At 61.6% G+C, this 15,736-nt stretch carries 15 protein-coding genes; 6 read left to right on the top strand and 9 right to left on the bottom strand.

The annotated features are described in order from the left end of the window. From ACT3UQ_RS15770 to ACT3UQ_RS15760, 3 genes are all read right to left on the bottom strand, one after another. Positions 1–279, bottom strand: a 279-nt coding sequence (locus ACT3UQ_RS15770) for an aldehyde dehydrogenase family protein (RefSeq protein ID WP_444637497.1), incomplete at its 3' end; no start/stop codon positions are given. Continuing rightward, positions 276–2,441, bottom strand: a complete 2,166-nt coding sequence (gene betT, locus ACT3UQ_RS15765) for a choline BCCT transporter BetT (protein WP_444637496.1) — start codon at positions 2,439–2,441, stop codon at positions 276–278. The genes betT and ACT3UQ_RS15770, both read right to left, overlap by 4 nt. A gap of 219 nt (positions 2,442–2,660) precedes the next feature. Next, positions 2,661–3,773: a mannose-1-phosphate guanylyltransferase gene (locus ACT3UQ_RS15760; protein ID WP_444637495.1), complete on the bottom strand. Its 1,113-nt coding sequence runs from the start codon at positions 3,771–3,773 to the stop codon at positions 2,661–2,663. Between the two features lie 247 nt (positions 3,774–4,020). On the opposite strand from ACT3UQ_RS15760, the gene sdhC reads away from it, so the two are divergent. From sdhC to ACT3UQ_RS15730, 6 genes are all read left to right on the top strand, one after another. Continuing rightward, positions 4,021–4,434, top strand: coding sequence for a succinate dehydrogenase, cytochrome b556 subunit (gene sdhC / locus ACT3UQ_RS15755; RefSeq protein ID WP_170947871.1), 414 nt, complete (start codon positions 4,021–4,023; stop codon positions 4,432–4,434). Between the two features lie 3 nt (positions 4,435–4,437). Next, positions 4,438–4,881, top strand: coding sequence for a succinate dehydrogenase hydrophobic membrane anchor subunit (locus ACT3UQ_RS15750; protein WP_096288996.1), 444 nt, complete (start codon positions 4,438–4,440; stop codon positions 4,879–4,881). Positions 4,882–4,929: 48 nt separating this feature from the next. Continuing rightward, positions 4,930–6,717 (top strand): succinate dehydrogenase flavoprotein subunit, encoded by a 1,788-nt coding sequence (sdhA, locus tag ACT3UQ_RS15745; RefSeq protein WP_105554137.1) that lies wholly within the window; start codon positions 4,930–4,932, stop codon positions 6,715–6,717. Beyond that, positions 6,717–7,499, top strand: coding sequence for a succinate dehydrogenase iron-sulfur subunit (locus ACT3UQ_RS15740; protein ID WP_096289000.1), 783 nt, complete (start codon positions 6,717–6,719; stop codon positions 7,497–7,499). Before sdhA ends, ACT3UQ_RS15740 begins: the two co-directional genes overlap by 1 nt. 120 nt (positions 7,500–7,619) lie before the next feature. After that, positions 7,620–7,781 (top strand): hypothetical protein, encoded by a 162-nt coding sequence (locus tag ACT3UQ_RS15735; protein WP_176484302.1) that lies wholly within the window; start codon positions 7,620–7,622, stop codon positions 7,779–7,781. Positions 7,782–7,802: 21 nt separating this feature from the next. Then, positions 7,803–9,269, top strand: a complete 1,467-nt coding sequence (locus ACT3UQ_RS15730) for a catalase (RefSeq protein ID WP_096289002.1) — start codon at positions 7,803–7,805, stop codon at positions 9,267–9,269. Positions 9,270–9,366: 97 nt separating this feature from the next. On the opposite strand, the gene dctA is transcribed toward ACT3UQ_RS15730, so the two are convergent. The 6 genes from dctA to ACT3UQ_RS15700 form a co-directional block, all read right to left on the bottom strand. Continuing rightward, the gene (gene dctA, locus ACT3UQ_RS15725) at positions 9,367–10,809 is read right to left on the bottom strand and encodes a C4-dicarboxylate transporter DctA (protein ID WP_096289004.1); all 1,443 of its coding nucleotides are present in this window, start codon (positions 10,807–10,809) and stop codon (positions 9,367–9,369) included. Positions 10,810–10,976: 167 nt separating this feature from the next. Further along, complete coding sequence (locus tag ACT3UQ_RS15720) at positions 10,977–12,074, bottom strand: tartrate dehydrogenase (protein ID WP_096289006.1); 1,098 nt, start codon at positions 12,072–12,074, stop codon at positions 10,977–10,979. A gap of 115 nt (positions 12,075–12,189) precedes the next feature. After that, the gene (locus ACT3UQ_RS15715) at positions 12,190–13,095 is read right to left on the bottom strand and encodes a LysR family transcriptional regulator (protein ID WP_096289008.1); all 906 of its coding nucleotides are present in this window, start codon (positions 13,093–13,095) and stop codon (positions 12,190–12,192) included. A 192-nt stretch (positions 13,096–13,287) separates the two neighbouring features. Next, complete coding sequence (locus ACT3UQ_RS15710) at positions 13,288–13,764, bottom strand: 2'-5' RNA ligase family protein (RefSeq protein ID WP_176484303.1); 477 nt, start codon at positions 13,762–13,764, stop codon at positions 13,288–13,290. Positions 13,765–13,826: 62 nt separating this feature from the next. After that, a complete protein-coding gene (trpS, locus tag ACT3UQ_RS15705; protein ID WP_181150413.1) occupies positions 13,827–14,864 on the bottom strand; it encodes a tryptophan--tRNA ligase in 1,038 nt (345 codons plus the stop codon). A 16-nt stretch (positions 14,865–14,880) separates the two neighbouring features. Next, positions 14,881–15,726: an exodeoxyribonuclease III gene (locus ACT3UQ_RS15700; protein ID WP_181148545.1), complete on the bottom strand. Its 846-nt coding sequence runs from the start codon at positions 15,724–15,726 to the stop codon at positions 14,881–14,883. Positions 15,727–15,736 lie beyond the last annotated feature (10 nt).

The following is a 15,736-nucleotide window of genomic DNA, read 5'->3' as shown; positions in this document are numbered from 1 at the left end:
CTTGCGTTCGGCCAGCCGGTCCGCGACGCGCAGCAGGAAGTCACCGCGTTCCGGGGCCGGGAGCTGGGACCAGGTCCCGGTGTCGAAGGCGCGGCGGGCCGCGGCGATCGCGGCCTCGGCGTCCGCGGGCCCGGCCTCGGAGACGAGGGCTACCGGCTGACCATTGGCCGGGCAGAAAATCTGCCTGGTCGCGGCCGAGCTGGCCGGACCAAAGCTGCCGTCAATATAAATCGTCGCTGCATTGAGCAGTAGCTCGTTTTGGTTCTGCGGAAAACTCATGACTCGTCCTTCGTCTTAGTAATCAGGGGAATAGAGGAAGTTTCAAAGTCCGACTCCCAGTCAGACTTTCCGGCTCCCGCCGCGTTGATCTGGCTGGGTCCATCGGATTCGATCTGTGCGTTCAGGAAGGTGAGGTGCGCTTCGTACTGGTCCAGCACATCGCAGATGAGCTGCTCTTTGCTCAGCCCCATCAGGTCGTATCCGTGGCTGCCTTCTTGGGAGAAGACCTCGATGCGGTAATAGATGTCGTCGCCCGCGGAGACTCTCGCGTAGCTCGGTACCGGAAGCTGGACCGGGTACACCTGGTATTTGAAGGGACGTTCCTGCCCGTTGCCGACCACCAGGTCCAGGGAGTCGAGGTTCAGGTTATGCACCGCTTCGGTCTCCAGCTGAACAGCTGCGCCGCGGGCGGTGAACTCCTCGCTCACCTCGCGCAGTGCAGGCTCGGCCACCTCAGCGAGGTAACGCTGCACCGCCCGGTGCCCGGGATAATTCATCGCCCGGGACAGACGCTGCTTCCAGCTGCGCCGTTCGGAGCTGGGACCCATCCGGCTGCTCAGCACCTTGTGCATGGCCCCTTGATAGCTATCGGCCAGCGCAGATTCAACCCGCAGCGATTTAAACAGTCCCAGCATGATGAAGAACAGCACGAAGGAGAAGGGGAGACCCATGATGACGGTCGCGCCTTGAAGGGTGGGCACGCCATCGACGAAGAGCATGCCCAAGGTCAGCAGGCCCGTGGCCAGCGACCAGAACAGCCGCACCGGCTTCGAACCGTCCGATTGCGCATCCTTCAGATGCGAGGTGAAGTTCGCCATCACCAGGGCACCGGAGTCGGCGCTGGTGACGTAGAACAGCAGGCCGGTGAAGGTGGCGATCGCCGCGGTGATGGGGGTACCCGGGTACTGCTCGAGCAGCGAATAGAAGGCCCGCTCGGGGGTGTTCATGGCGACCTCGCCGAAGGCCTCATTTCCGCCGCGCACCAGCGCCAGCGCGCTGTTGCCGAAGATCGAGATCCACAACAGGATGAAGGCGAAAGGAACTACCAGAACGCCGGTGACAAACTGGCGAATGGTTCGCCCACGAGAAATGCGGGCGAGGAACAGTCCGACGAAGGGCGCCCAGGCAATCCACCACGCCCAGAAGAAGAGCGTCCAGCCATTGAGCCACTCATCGGGCCGGTCATAGGCGAAGGTATCCAGCGCCATGCCCGGGAAGTTCGCGAGGCTGTCGCCGATGTTGATGATGATGCCGTCGAAGAGGTAGGCGGTACCGCCGACGATCAGCACAAAGAGCATCAGCGCAATGCACAGCAACACGTTGAGTTCGGATAGCCGGCGAATGCCTTTTTCCACACCGGTCAGTACCGAGATCGTGGCCATGAAGACGGCCGAGACGATCAGCACGATCTGCCAGCTCATGTTCTCGGGAATTCCGAACATGAAATTCAACCCATAGTTCAGCTGGGCCACGCCGATGCCCAGCGAGGTCGCGATGCCGAAAATCGTACCCAGCATGGCCGCGATATCCACGGAGTGGCCGATCCAGCCATTGATCCGGCGGCCCAGCAGCGGGTAGAGGGCGGAGCGGATCGACAGCGGAAGATTGTGCCGGTAGGCAAAATAGCCCAGCGCCAGTCCGATCAGCGCGTAGAGCCCCCATCCCAGCAGTCCGTAGTGGAAGAGCGTCCAGACCACCGCTTGGCGGGCCGCCTCAACGGTTGAGCCCTCTCCGGTAGGTGGCGCCAGGTACTGCGTGATCGGTTCGGCCACCGAGAAGAACATCAGGTCGATGCCGATGCCGGCCGCGAAAAGCATCGAAGCCCAGGTGAAAACGTTGAAGGTCGGCCGTGAATGATCCGGCCCCAGCCGGGTCTTGCCGACCTTCGAAATGGCGATGCTGATGACGAAGACGAGCACCGAGACGACGATGAGCGTGTAGTACCAGCCGAAGTTCTTGCCGATCCAGGCGACCGTGGCTCCGATCACCGCGTCGGCAGACTCCCTGTCGAGAATGGCCCACAGGGCGATGCCGAGCACCAGCGAGGCCGAACCGAAAAAGACAACTCGATTGATTCGAGTTTCTTTCTGGACCGGTTCGGGCACCTTGGCTTGGTCGTTGGGTTTGCTTGGCGGTTCGGAATCATTCTTAGCCGTTGACATGCGTTCAAACCTACTCAAATTCGTGTCGAAAAGCACCCGAAACCGTGAATCCGAGGCACCGCGAGCATCCGAATTTGTGCCGCCGGGTCTAGTTATACCGGCTTGCTGGCGCGCCTGGCCGCCTTCGCCATCCGCTGCTTCGAGATAGTCCTCACAACCAACAAAAACGCCCGTGACCTATCCTTTCGAGTCGGCCGCGGGCGTCGGAAACTGCGTGCGCTAGAGCACGTCGGTAGCTCCGGAGGCCTTGAGCTTCTCCACCGTCTGCTTGACCTTCTGCGCGTGCTCCTTGGTCGTGACGAGCAAGGCGTCGGCCGTATCCACGACGATCACATCGTCGATTCCGATCAGCGCAACCACCCGGGGGCGATCCCCATAGACCACGCCGGTGGCATTATCCGAATACACCCGAACGTTCTCCCCCAGGGAGATCACCCCGGTGTCCTCGCTGGCCTTGTTCAGCCGACCGATGGCGGCGAAGTCCCCGACGTCATCCCAGTTGAAAACGCCGGGAATCACCGCGACGTCGCCGGCGGCCGCGGCGGGCTCGGCCACCGCGTAGTCGATCGCGATCTTGGGCAGGTCGGTCCAGACCTCGTTCATGACGGCTTCGCGCTCGTCGGTATCCCACGCCTCGGCGATGCGCATCAGGCCGGCATGCAGATCTGGCTCGTTCGACTTGAGGTGCTCGAGCATCAGCCCCACGGGGGCGACGAACATTCCGGCATTCCAGAGGAATCCGCCGCCGGCCAGGTAGCCGCGGGCCGTATCCTCATCCGGCTTCTCCACGAATTCCACGACGGCGCGGGCGGTGGGCGCGTTGGCAACATTCAGCAAATCGCCGGCCTTGATGTAGCCAAAGGCCGTCGAGGCATGAGTCGGATGGATGCCGATCGTCACGATCTTGCCCGTGGCCGCGGTATGGATCGCTTCGCTCAGCGCCTTCTGGAAGATGTCCACCGGGCCAATGACCTGGTCGGCGGCGAAAGAACCCATGATGATATTCGGGTCACGGCGATACAGGATGGCTGCGGCGAGTCCGATCGCGGCCGCCGAATCACGTGGCTCGGGTTCGAGCACCAGGTTCTCGTCACACAGTTCGGGGAGCTGGTCCATGACCGCGCCGCGGTGGGCACGACCGGTGACGACCATAATCCGCTCACCGGCCAATGGCACCAACCTGTCGTACGTCGCACGGATCAGGGTAGAACCCGAGCCGGTGAGATCGTGCAGGAATTTGGGAGCCGAGGCTCGGGAGAGGGGCCACAGTCGGGTTCCGACGCCACCGGCCGGAATCACGCCATGGAATCGCGCTAAAAGGTCTGCATTCACGAGCACAACACTAATTCATTCGGTGGGCAAACCCGGTCATTGAAGCTCTCGGGCGATCAATAAATACGAAACGTGTCTATGCGTTATTACGCGCGTATTTCCGGCCTTCTGGCGCATATTTGCCACTATTCGGTGAACATACTCACAAGCGCGAGACTCAAGATAGAACCGAGGCTCATATGTGGTTTAGACTCGCACAAGGAACGCTCGCACAAGTGCGTCAAATCTCATTGTGTGCAATATACACATGCGCCGTTGCGAGCCTTGGAGGTTTAGTTCAGTGTCGAAGACTTCGTCAGGCACCCTATACCGCGGCCGTGAAGGCATGTGGTCCTGGGTGGGACACCGGGTCACCGGTGTCGTTATTTTCCTTTTTCTTTTAGTGCACGTGCTTGATACAGCACTTGTACGCGTCGATGCCAGTGCATACGACGCAGTGATTGCCACGTACAAAAACCCCCTGATGGCACTCGGTGAAACCGCTTTGGTCGCCGCCATCCTCTTCCACGCATTCAATGGACTGCGTCTGATCTTGGTTGACTTCTGGAAGCAGGGCACCAAGTACCAGCGCCAGCTGTTGTGGGGCGTCATCGGCGTTTGGGTCGTTGTATTCGCCGGCTTCGCAATCCGCCACCTCTCGCTTGCATTCGGAGGACACTAAACCATGAGCGCAGAAATTGCTGCCCCCCGTAGCCAGCGTATAGACCCGAAGTATGTTCGCGGACCAAAGTCCCGCAGCAGCTTCGAGATGCTCGCATGGCTGTTCATGCGCCTATCCGGCGTAGTACTGGTCGTTCTGATCTTCGGTCACCTGATCGCCAACCTGCTGACCGGCACGGGCATCAACGCCCTGTCCTTCGGCTTCGTTGCCGGCAAGTGGGCCTCACCAATCTGGCAGTTCTGGGATTTGGCGCTGCTTTGGTTGGCGATGCTGCACGGCACCAACGGTGTGCGTACCATCATCAACGACTACGCCGAGAAGCACGCAACCCGTGCCTGGCTCAAGGGCGTCCTCTATGTGTCGACGATCTTCATCATCGTGCTTGGCTCCCTGGTGATCTTCACCTTCGATCCTTGCGTTGTGAACAGCCCGTTGCCACAGTGCTAAAACCCCTTTTTTAGCCACACAGATTTTTCAGAAAAGAGAGCATCAAGAATGCAGGTACACAAGTACGACGTAGTCATCGTCGGTGCCGGTGGTGCAGGTATGCGTGCCGCGATCGAGTCCGGTCAGCGCGCGCACACCGCAGTGCTTACCAAGCTTTACCCAACCCGTTCGCACACAGGTGCGGCCCAGGGCGGCATGTGCGCAGCACTTGCCAACGTCGAGGAAGACAACTGGGAGTGGCACACCTTCGACACCGTCAAGGGTGGCGACTACCTGGTGGACCAGGACGCAGCGGAGGTCATGGCGAAGGAAGCCATCGACGCCGTGCTCGACCTGGAAAAAATGGGTCTTCCGTTCAACCGCACCCCGGATGGCAAGATCGATCAGCGCCGCTTCGGCGGCCACACTCGTGACCACGGCAAGGCCGCCGTGCGTCGCGCCTGCTACGCAGCTGACCGCACCGGTCACATGATTCTGCAGACCCTGTACCAAAACTGCGTCAAGCACAACGTTGAGTTCTACAACGAGTACTACGTGCTGGATATGCTCATGGTTGAGGAGGATGCCTACCGCGAGGACGGCACCGCCTACAAGCAGAAGCGCGTTGCCGGCGTCGTTTCCTACGATCTGGCTACCGGCGAGCTGCACATCTTCCAGGCCAAGTCGGTTGTCTTCGCAACCGGCGGCGCGGGCAAGGTCTTCAAGACCACCTCGAACGCACACACCCTGACCGGCGACGGCATGGGCATCGCCTTCCGCAAGGGCATCCCGCTGGAAGATATGGAATTCGTGCAGTTCCACCCGACCGGCCTGGCCGGCTTGGGCATCCTGCTTTCCGAAGCGGCCCGTGGCGAAGGCGCGATCCTGCGCAACTCCGAGGGCGAGCGCTTCATGGAGCGTTATGCTCCGACCATTAAGGACCTCGCTCCGCGTGACATCGTCGCACGTTCGATGGCCAATGAGGTGCGTGAAGGCCGCGGCTGCGGCCCGAACAAGGACTACGTGCTGCTCGACCTGACCCACCTGGAACCGGCGCATATCGATGCGAAGCTTCCAGACATCACCGAGTTCGCCCGCACCTACCTGGGCGTTGAGCCGTACACCGAGCCAGTTCCGGTCTTCCCGACCGCGCACTACGTGATGGGCGGCGTGCCAACCAACATCGAGGCCGAGGTCCTGCAGGACAACGACACCGTGATCCCGGGCCTCTTCGCCGCCGGCGAAGTTGCTTGCGTTTCGGTCCACGGCTCGAACCGTCTGGGCACCAACTCGCTGCTGGACATCAACGTGTTCGGCAAGCGCGCTGGCCTCTCCGCGGCCAAGTACGCGGCCACCGCGGACTTCGTGGAACTTCCGGAAGATCCAGAGAAGTTCACCAGCTCCCAGATCGACTCCATGCTGAACTCCACCGGCACCGAGCGCGTTTCGGTACTGCGCAAGGAACTTCAGGACATCATGGATGCGAACGTCCAGGTGTTCCGTGACAAGGATTCGCTGGATCGTGCACTGGTAGTCATCGAAGAACTGCGCGAGCGCTACAAGAACGTTTCGGTCCAAGACAAGGGCAAGCGTTTCAACCTTGACCTGCTTGAGGCCATCGAGCTCGGCTTCCTGCTGGACATGGCAGAGGTCATGACCGCTGCAGCCATGCACCGCAAGGAATCACGCGGCGGACACTACCGCGAAGATTACCCGAACCGCGACGACGAGAACTTCATGAAGCACTCGATGTCGTACCGCGACGCAACGGCTACCACCGAGGGCATTTCCGGCATTCGCATGGAAACCAAGCCCGTAATCTTCACCCGTTACCAGCCGATGGAGCGTAAGTACTAATGAGCACGGAACTTCCGGAACCAGCATCAAAGATTGAACTCAAGCCAGGTGTCGGCGGCGGCGGAGAGATCCCTACCTTCGACATCACCTTGCGTGTTCGCCGGTACACCCCGGAGAGCACCGCTGACGCTTACTGGGAAGACTTCAAGCTGACCATGTACGGCACGGACCGCGTGCTGGACGCCCTGCACAAGATCAAGTGGGAGCACGACGGTTCGCTGTCCTTCCGCCGCTCTTGCGCCCACGGCGTCTGCGGTTCCGATGCGATGCGCATCAACGGCCGCAACCGCCTGGCCTGCAAGTCCCTGCTCAAGGATCTGGACACCTCCAAGCCGATCACCGTTGAAGCCATCAAGGGCCTGCCCCTTGAAAAGGATCTCATCGTTGACATGGAACCGTTCTTCCAGTCCTACCGCGAGGTCATGCCGTTCCTGATCAACGAAGGCCATGAGCCTTCCGGCGAGCGTTACCAGTCGGCAGAAGACCACGCCAAGTTCGAGGACACTACCAAGTGCATTCTTTGCGCCGCGTGCACCTCGTCTTGCCCGGTCTTCTGGACCGACGGCCAGTACTTCGGCCCGGCAGCCATCGTCAACGCGCACCGCTTCATCTTCGACTCGCGCGATGATGCAGGCGACATGCGTCTGGAGATCCTGAACGACAAGGAAGGCGTGTGGCGTTGCCGCACCACCTTCAACTGCTCCGAAGCTTGCCCACGTGGCATCCAGGTGACCAAGGCTATCGCCGAGGTCAAGCAGGCGATCCTGTCGCGCACCATCTAAGGATTCTTCCTTAACCCGCCAAGGGGCTCGAACCATCCGGTTCGGGCCCCTTCGCGTTAACTGCTGGCAACCAGCAGAGGAATTCCCGCCAGCGTATTTTGACCGATTCTGATTTGTGGCATGATGAGCAACAAGGGAGCTGGCGGCGACGCCAGCAGCCCTAAAAATTTCACAGACTTCCACGCACGCCACCCGTCCGTGGTTGAGGCCCATGCACAGGGCGTCCGCGTCGCAGCTGCCCGCGGAGCGCACGGGGTAAACCCGTTCCTGGCAAATATGTAATTTCCACGCAAAGGAGAAACAATGGCTGAGAACAAGAACGTGAACCCCTCTGGTTCGACCACCCAGGCTGGCATTCCGACGGTCAGCGATCGCAACTCGCTCACCGTAGGCGCCGACGGGCCGATCGTCCTGCACGACCACCACCTGGTCGAAACCCTGCAGCATTTCAACCGGATGAACGTTCCGGAACGCCGCCCGCACGCCAAGGGCTCCGGCGCTTTCGGCGAATTCGAAACCACCGAAGACGTTTCGCAGTACACCAAGGCGGCCCTGTTCCAGCCCGGCGTCAAAACCGAAACCCTGATGCGCTTCTCCACCGTCGCCGGCGAGCTCGGCTCCCCGGACACCTGGCGCGATGTGCGCGGCTTCTCGATGAAGTTCTACACCACCGAAGGCAACTTCGATCTGGTCGGCAACAACACCCCGGTATTCTTCGTGCGCGACCCGATGAAGTTCCCGCACTTCATCCGCTCGCAGAAGCGCCTGCCCGACTCTGGGCTGCGCGACGGCACCATGCAGTGGGACTTCTGGACGCAGAACCCCGAATCAGCCCACCAGGTCACCTACATCATGGGCCAGCGCGGCCTGCCGAAGACCTGGCGCGAAATGAACGGCTACGGATCGCACACCTACATGTGGGTCAACGCCAATGGCGAGAAGTTCTGGGTGAAGTACCACTTCCTGAACCAGCAGTCCGAGAAGTTCGAAACCATGGGCGGGGAGAGGGCCGAATCGCTGGCCGGCTCCGATGCCGAATTCCACCGCCGCGACCTGTTCGAGAACATCAAGGCCGGCAACTTCCCGAAGTGGGACCTGTACATCCAGGTCATGCCGTACGACGAGGCCAAGACCTACCGCTACAACCCATTCGATCTGACCAAGGTCTGGTCGAAGAAGGACTACCCGCGCATCAAGGTCGGCACGATGACGTTGAACCGCAACCCGGAGAACTTCTTCGCGCAGATCGAACAGGCGGCCTTCTCCCCGGGCAATATGGTTCCCGGCATGGGCATGAGCCCGGACAAGATGCTGCTGGGCCGCAACTTCGCCTACGCGGATGCCCAGCGCTACCGCATCGGCACCAACTTCCAGCAGCTGCCGGTGAACAAGCCGAAATGCCCGGTCACCTCGTACAACTTCGAGGGAAGCATGACCTACGAGCACACCTCGGATCGCAGCGTCTACGCCCCGAACTCCTTCGGCGACAGCTACAGCGACCAGACCGGTCCGGCGGAGAACTCCTTCGAGTCCGATGGCGAGCTGGTCCGCTCGGCCTACACCCTGCGTGAGGACGATGGCGACTTCGTCCAGCCAGGCATCCTGGTGCGCGAGGTGATGGACGACGCCCAGCGCGCCGAACTCGTGGAAACCGTCACCGGCGCGCTGGGCGGAGTGATCGAACCGGTGCTCACCAACGCCATCGAATACTGGAAGAATATCGACCCGGACGTCGGAGCCAAGATCGAAGCCAACGTGCGCGCCCAGTAGGCATTGCGCGGCGCTCTTCCGGGTGCAGGAGAGTGAGCTGAAACAGGTTGGTCCCCGCGAACATTCGCGGGGACCAACCTGTTTTTTTGCTTAACCGTTAGCGTGCTGTAGCTCCCGTTAGCGATTCTGACTGATTTTCGGGTTCATCGCACTTATGCGGATCGGGTTCCGATTCCAGGACTGCTTCCGTTTCATGCTCCGGGGAGACTTGCTCCCGGTTTGTGCCCGTTGCTCCAAGGGCGGGAACGTCTTCCCCGTTGAAAACCCGGCGGACCCGGTCGATATCCAGGGATTTGTCCCACCAGGCGATGAACAACGTAGCCACCGCATTGCCGCAGAAGTTCACCAGAGCACGGCACTCGGACATGAATTTGTCGATGCCGAAGATCAGCATAATGCCCGCTGCCGGAATGGTGCCCAATGTGCTCAGCGTTGCCGTCAGTGCGATGAATCCACCGCCGGCCACGCCTGCCGCGCCCTTCGAGGTCAGCAGCATCACCGCAAGCATTCCAATCTGCTGACCGACGGTAAGGTCCGTGTTGGTGGCCTGGGCTATATACACGGCAGCCAGCGACAGGTAGATCGCCGCCCCATCGAGGTTGAAGCTGTAGCCGGTAGGGACCACCAGGCCCACGGTTTCCTTCTTCACTCCTGCATGTTCCAGCTTCTTCATCAGCCCCGGAAGAGCCGGTTCGGCCGTTGAGGTACCCAGGATCAGCAGCAGTTCTTCGCGGAAGTGCTTAAACATCTTGAAAATGTTCAGTCCCAAGAAGGCCATGATTCCGCCAAGGAAGAAGACGACGAAGACGATAGAAGTGCCATAGAAGAGCAGGATCAGCCAGCCCAAGCTTGAGAGCGTTTCCACCCCGTATTTGCCCACGGCGAAGGCCATGGCGCCAAAGGCGCCCAGCGGGGCTGCTTTCATGATGAAGTTCAACACCTTGAAGATGACCGTTGTCAGACGCTGAACCATCTCCAGCACCGGGGCACCTATTTTACCGACCGCGTTGATCGCGATACCGAACACCACAGCCATGAAAATGATCTGCAGGATGTCGCCCTCGACGAATGGCGAAGCGACGGATCCCGGGATGATATGGGTGAGGAATTCCCACCACTGCTGGTTCTCGCCCTTGTCTATGAGTTCGGCCGCCTGGCCGGTGGTTTCGATCTTGCTCGCATCGGCGTTCACACCGTCACCCAAGCGGAAGATGTTGATCGCTACTAGTCCCAGGAGCATTGCGCAGATGGTGCCGATCTGGAAGTAGCCTAATGCCTTGAGCCCCGTGGCTCCGACCTTCTTCAGGTCGGCAACGCTGGCGATGCCGCCAACAATGGTCAAAAAGACGATGGGACCGATGAGCATTTTCATCGCTTCGACAAATGTCGTACCGATCGGTTGCATGGCTTGACCGGTCTTCGGCGCGAGCCAGCCCAGAATGATGCCGGCGACGATGGCGATCAGCACCCAGAAGTACAATTGCCGGTACCAGCGCTTGCGTACGGGAGGGTTGCTTTCGCTGTGCATGGTATTGCCCATGATTCCTACCTCAGTGTTGGAATAAGTCTTACTCCGTGGATCTCAGGCGTGCTTAGGAGCGAGACTAGAAAATATGTGGGGGGGGTCGAAGACTAAGTCGCTCCGTGGGCGGAGTGCGGACTCTCGGGTCGGGTCGAGCACCCGACCCGAGAGCGCCGTGGCGCAGCTTAGACGGCTGCCAGGGTGCTGCTCAGCGCGTGGACGATGGCTTCGGTGACTGCTTCCGTGTCGGCGTTGCCGCCGATGTCCCGGGTCAGGTTTCCGGAGCCGGTGGCGACCTCGATGGCCGCCTCCACTCGGCGCGCCTCCTGCTCAAGGCCAAAGTGCTCGAGCATCAGCGCGGCGCTGGCGATCGCACCAATCGGATTGCAGATCCCCTGGCCAGCGATATCCGGAGCGGTGCCGTGGACCGGTTCGAACATCGAGGGGAAACGGCGTTCCGGATTCAGGTTCGCGCTGGCCGCCAGGCCCAGGCTGCCGGCGAGAGCCGATCCGAGATCCGAAAGGATGTCCGCATTGAGATTTGAGGCCACGACCACCGAGAGTTCTTCCGGATTCAGGATGAACTTCGCGCTCATCGCGTCGACGAGCACGCTTTCAGTGCGCACCTCCGGGTAATCCAGGGCCACCCGGTTGAAGACCTCGTCCCAGAGCACCATGCCGTACTGCTGGGCATTCGATTTGGTGACTGAGGAGACCTTCTTCACCGTGCGAGTGCGAGCCAGATCGAAGGCGAAGCGGATGATGCGTTCGCAGCCCTTCTCGCTGAACAACGCGGTCTGCAACGCGATTTCGTTGCCCGGTCCACGGCCCGATAGGTTGCGCCCGCCCAGTCCCGCGTACTCGCCCTCGCTATTCTCGCGCACGACGATCCAATCAAGTTCGGTGTCGTCGGCCTTGCGCAGCGGCGAGGTGACACCGGGCAGGAACTTCACTGGTCGGATGTTGGCCCACTGGTCGAAGTTCTGCGTGATGTTCAGGCGCAGACCCCACAGGCTGACATGGTCGGGGACGTTTTCCCAACCGACGGCACCGAAATAGATCGAGTCGAAGTCCTTCAACGTTTCCAGTCCGTTCGGATCCATCATGACCCCGTGCTGGGCGTAGTATTCACAGCCCCAAGGAAATTCGGTCCAGTCGAAGGCGAATTTGCCCGAGGATTGCTCGGCGATGGTGTCAAGCACGCGGCGCCCCGCCGCAACAACTTCCTTGCCGACGCCGTCGGCCGGGATTGAAGCGATCTTGAATACCTTGGTCTGGCTCATAGCGTTCTCCTCTGGAGTGAAAGTGTTCCGCGTCACATGCGAACTTAGTTTCAATTAGACCGGCTCCGCTGAATTGCGTCCAAGACTGAAATTGCATATTCCGAATAGGAAAAACCTATGAGTGGTGGCCAAGACTCGACGCGGCATACGCTTCGGCGACGCTCAGAAACGCCCGGGCTGCCGGCGTCAGGTTCGACTGCCTGCTGATAATCGCCACATGCAATTCGGCCACAGGCTCCAGCCGCGTCACGCGAAGTCCCGAACGGCGCGCCAGCGGCGCCCACGAGACGGGGAGGATCGCGTGCCCCACGCCGGCCAACACCAGCGGAAGTATCGAGGTGCGATGTGCAACCTCCGCCACGATCTCAATGTTGACGCCACCGGCGAGAAGGTCGTCAACCAGGGCGCGCATCAGTGAGCCCCGCTGCGAGATGATGACGCGTTCCCCACCGAGATCCTGGCCACTGAGCACCTCGCGTGCCCCAAAATTATCGGCCGTCGGATTGATGATCAGCATCAGCGGCTGGCGTTCGAGTTGCACCACGTCGACCCCGGGGGCGGTGATGGGCCGATCCGCGCCAAGCAGTCCTATTTCATTGCTGCCGTTACGCACCGAGGAAACCACATCGTCGACGGTAAACGCCGCGGCGGTGCTCACGGAGATCTGCGGATAGCGTTCGGTGTAGCCGGCTATCAGCGTGGTCAGCGGTTCGATTGCGGGCGAGGGCATGGCGATCAGCTCCAGGCGCCCGCGGCGCACCCCCTTCAACGCTGACATGGCCGAATGCGCGGCATCCAGGTCCCGGACCACCAGTCGCGCGGGTCCCACAAGCTCCTTGCCGGCCTCGCTGAGCACGGCCCTGCGCCCGACCCTGTGGAATAGCGGCAGCCCGATTTCCCGTTCAAGGCTTTTGATAGTTTGCGACAGCGATGGTTGTGCGATCAGCAAATGCTCGGCCGCCCGATTGAACCCCTCATGGTCGACCACCGCTAGAAAATATCTCAGCTGCCGAACATCCATGTCTCTCCTCCGCCGCGTTGCCCTGGCCATCACCGTGGCCCACTGACTATTATGTGATGCACCCCACGGGTCGCGTCACATCGTGAGTCAGTATGTGTAGCGCTGTTGGGGTTCCGTGCAGCTGGCCGGACAGAGAAAAACCCCGTGGAACATTTTTGTTCCACGGGGTTTTTGCTTTCCGTTCGGTTAACGCTAGCATCGCAGCGCGAGTTCCTCGCTGAGATTCCACGCCCCGCCGCGGGTGTCGAACAGCTGCAAAGTCCGCACCTCGAAGCTCAGCTCCACCTCGCGCAGCTGTTCCTGCGCGGCATCCAGGTCCGCACTGGGCACGTTCTGCGCGATCGTCAGGTGCGGGTGGTACTCGAATTGCGATTCGTGGCGCAACTGGTCGGCCAGCAGCTGCCGATGCAGCTCCCAGCACCGCTCGGCCCCCGCCGCCAGCGGCAGGTAGACCACCTCGCTGGCCGGGCGGAAGGAGCCGACCGAGGCGAGCCGCACCTCAAAGCACGCACTGCCCTGGGCAACTCGGCGCACCTGCCTGGCCGCCTGCTCCCAGGACTCGCCGTAGGACCCGGAGATCAAGGTGATATGCGGGGCGATCGGCTCGGTCGCCGCTCCCCCATAAACCCGCCGCCATTCGCGCAGCACGCTGCGCTGTGGTTCGGGCACGGGAATGACAACCCCCAGCGTGAAGCGGGGCTCGAGCATTCCGGCCTGCGGCTCGATCACGGTTAGCTGTGGCTTCCCAGCGGCGGCAGGAAGCCGACCTTCTCGTAGACGTCGGTTATCGTCGCCGAGGCCACCGTGCGCGCCTTGGCGGCCCCGGCCAGCAGCAGCCGGTCCAGTTCCGCCGGGTCATCGAGCAGCGCCAGGGTGCGCTCGCGGATCGGGGTGAGCCGTTCCACCACGGCCTCGGCCACGGCCACCTTCAGGTGCCCGTACATCTTGCCCTCGAATTCGGCGACCAGCTCGGTCACCTGGCGCCCGGTCATCGCCGCCAGGATGTCCAGCAGGTTCGAGACCCCGGGCTGCTCCTGTCGGTCGTAGGCGACGACGCTGCCCGCATCGGTGACCGCGGACTTGATCCGCTTGGCGATCAGCTTCGGCTCGTCGAGCACGTTGATCAGCCCGGCCGGGGACTCTGCGGACTTGGACATCTTGGAGGTCGGGTTCGCCAGGTCGTAGATGCGCGCCCCTTCCTTCGGGATGAAGGCCTCGGGCACCACAAAGGTCTCGCCGAAGCGGTGGTTGAAGCGCTTGGCCAGGTCGCGGGCCAGCTCCACATGCTGGCGCTGGTCATCGCCCACCGGCACGCCTTGGGGCTGGTAGAGCAGGATGTCCGCGGCCATCAGCATCGGGTAGGTGAACAGCCCGACGCTGGACTGGTCGGACCCGCCCTTGGAGCTCTTGTCCTTGAACTGGGTCATCCGGCTCGCCTCGCCGAAACCGGTGAGGCAGTTCAGCACCCAGGCCAGCTGCGCGTGCTCGGGGACCTGGGACTGGACGAACAGCGTGGATTTCTCCAGATCGATGCCGCCGGCGATGTACTGGGCCGCGGTCACCCGGGTGCGCTTGCGCAGCTCGGCCGGGTCCTGCGGCACGGTGATCGCGTGCATATCGGGGATGAAGAAGAACGCCTCGTAGTCGTCCTGGGCCTTGACCCAGTTGACCAGCGCGCCGAGGTAGTTGCCCAGGTGCAGCGAGTCGGCCGAGGGCTGCATGCCCGACAGGACGCGGGGACGGGTGGTGGTGGCGAATGTTTCGCTCATGGGATGAAGTGGTCCTTTAGAACTGGTAGTCGACGACCAGCGGTGCATGGTCGGAGAAGCGCAGATCGTAGGCCGAGGCACGGTCTACGTGGGATTTGATGGCCTTCGCCGCGAGCTGCGGCGTGGCCATCTGGTAATCGATGCGCCAACCGGCATTATTGTCGAAGGCCTGCCCGCGGAAAGACCACCAGGTGTAGGGACCCTGGGCTTCGGGGCCGGCCAGTTCGCGGGCCACGTCCTTGTACCCGATCTCCGCGCCGAAGAACCCGTCGAAGTAGGCGATCTCCTCGTCCATCACGCCGGCGCGCTTATTGTGGTTCGGCTTCCAGTTCTTGATGTCCTTCTCGGTGTGCACGACGTTCAAATCGCCCACCACCAGCACGTGGTCCTTCTCGTTCTTCAGCTCGAGCAGGCGCACGTTCATGCGTTGAAGGAAACGGTACTTGTCCACCTGCTTCTGGGTGTTCAGCTCCCCGGAGTGCACATAGGCGGAGACCACGCACAGCGTGCTGCCGTCTTCCATGCTGAAGTCCGCTTCCACCCAGCGCCCGGATTCGGCGAAGTACTCCTCGCCGATATCCCCGCGCACCGCGGTCGGCTCGGCGCGCGAAAGCACCGCCACCCCGGCGCGGCCCTTGTCCTTGGCTTCGGCGTGCAGAATGTGCCAGCCCTCGCCGATCAGCTCGCGCACGATCGCATCCGGCGCGCGCACCTCCTGCAGGCACAGGATGTCCGCGTCGCGGGCGGCGATCCAGTCGGCCATATTGCGCTTGTAGGCCGCGCGAATGCCGTTGACGTTGACCGAGGCGACGCGCACGGCGCCCTGAAGCTTGCTCAAAATTTCCACGCTGGTAGGTATCACAGTTCCACCT

The organism is Glutamicibacter sp. AOP12-B1-11, from assembly GCF_052379245.1.
In the GTDB taxonomy this organism is placed as follows: Bacteria; Actinomycetota; Actinomycetes; order Actinomycetales; family Micrococcaceae; genus Glutamicibacter.
Note: the sequence above shows the minus strand (reverse complement) of the source record. Positions and strands in the feature narration are given on the sequence as shown.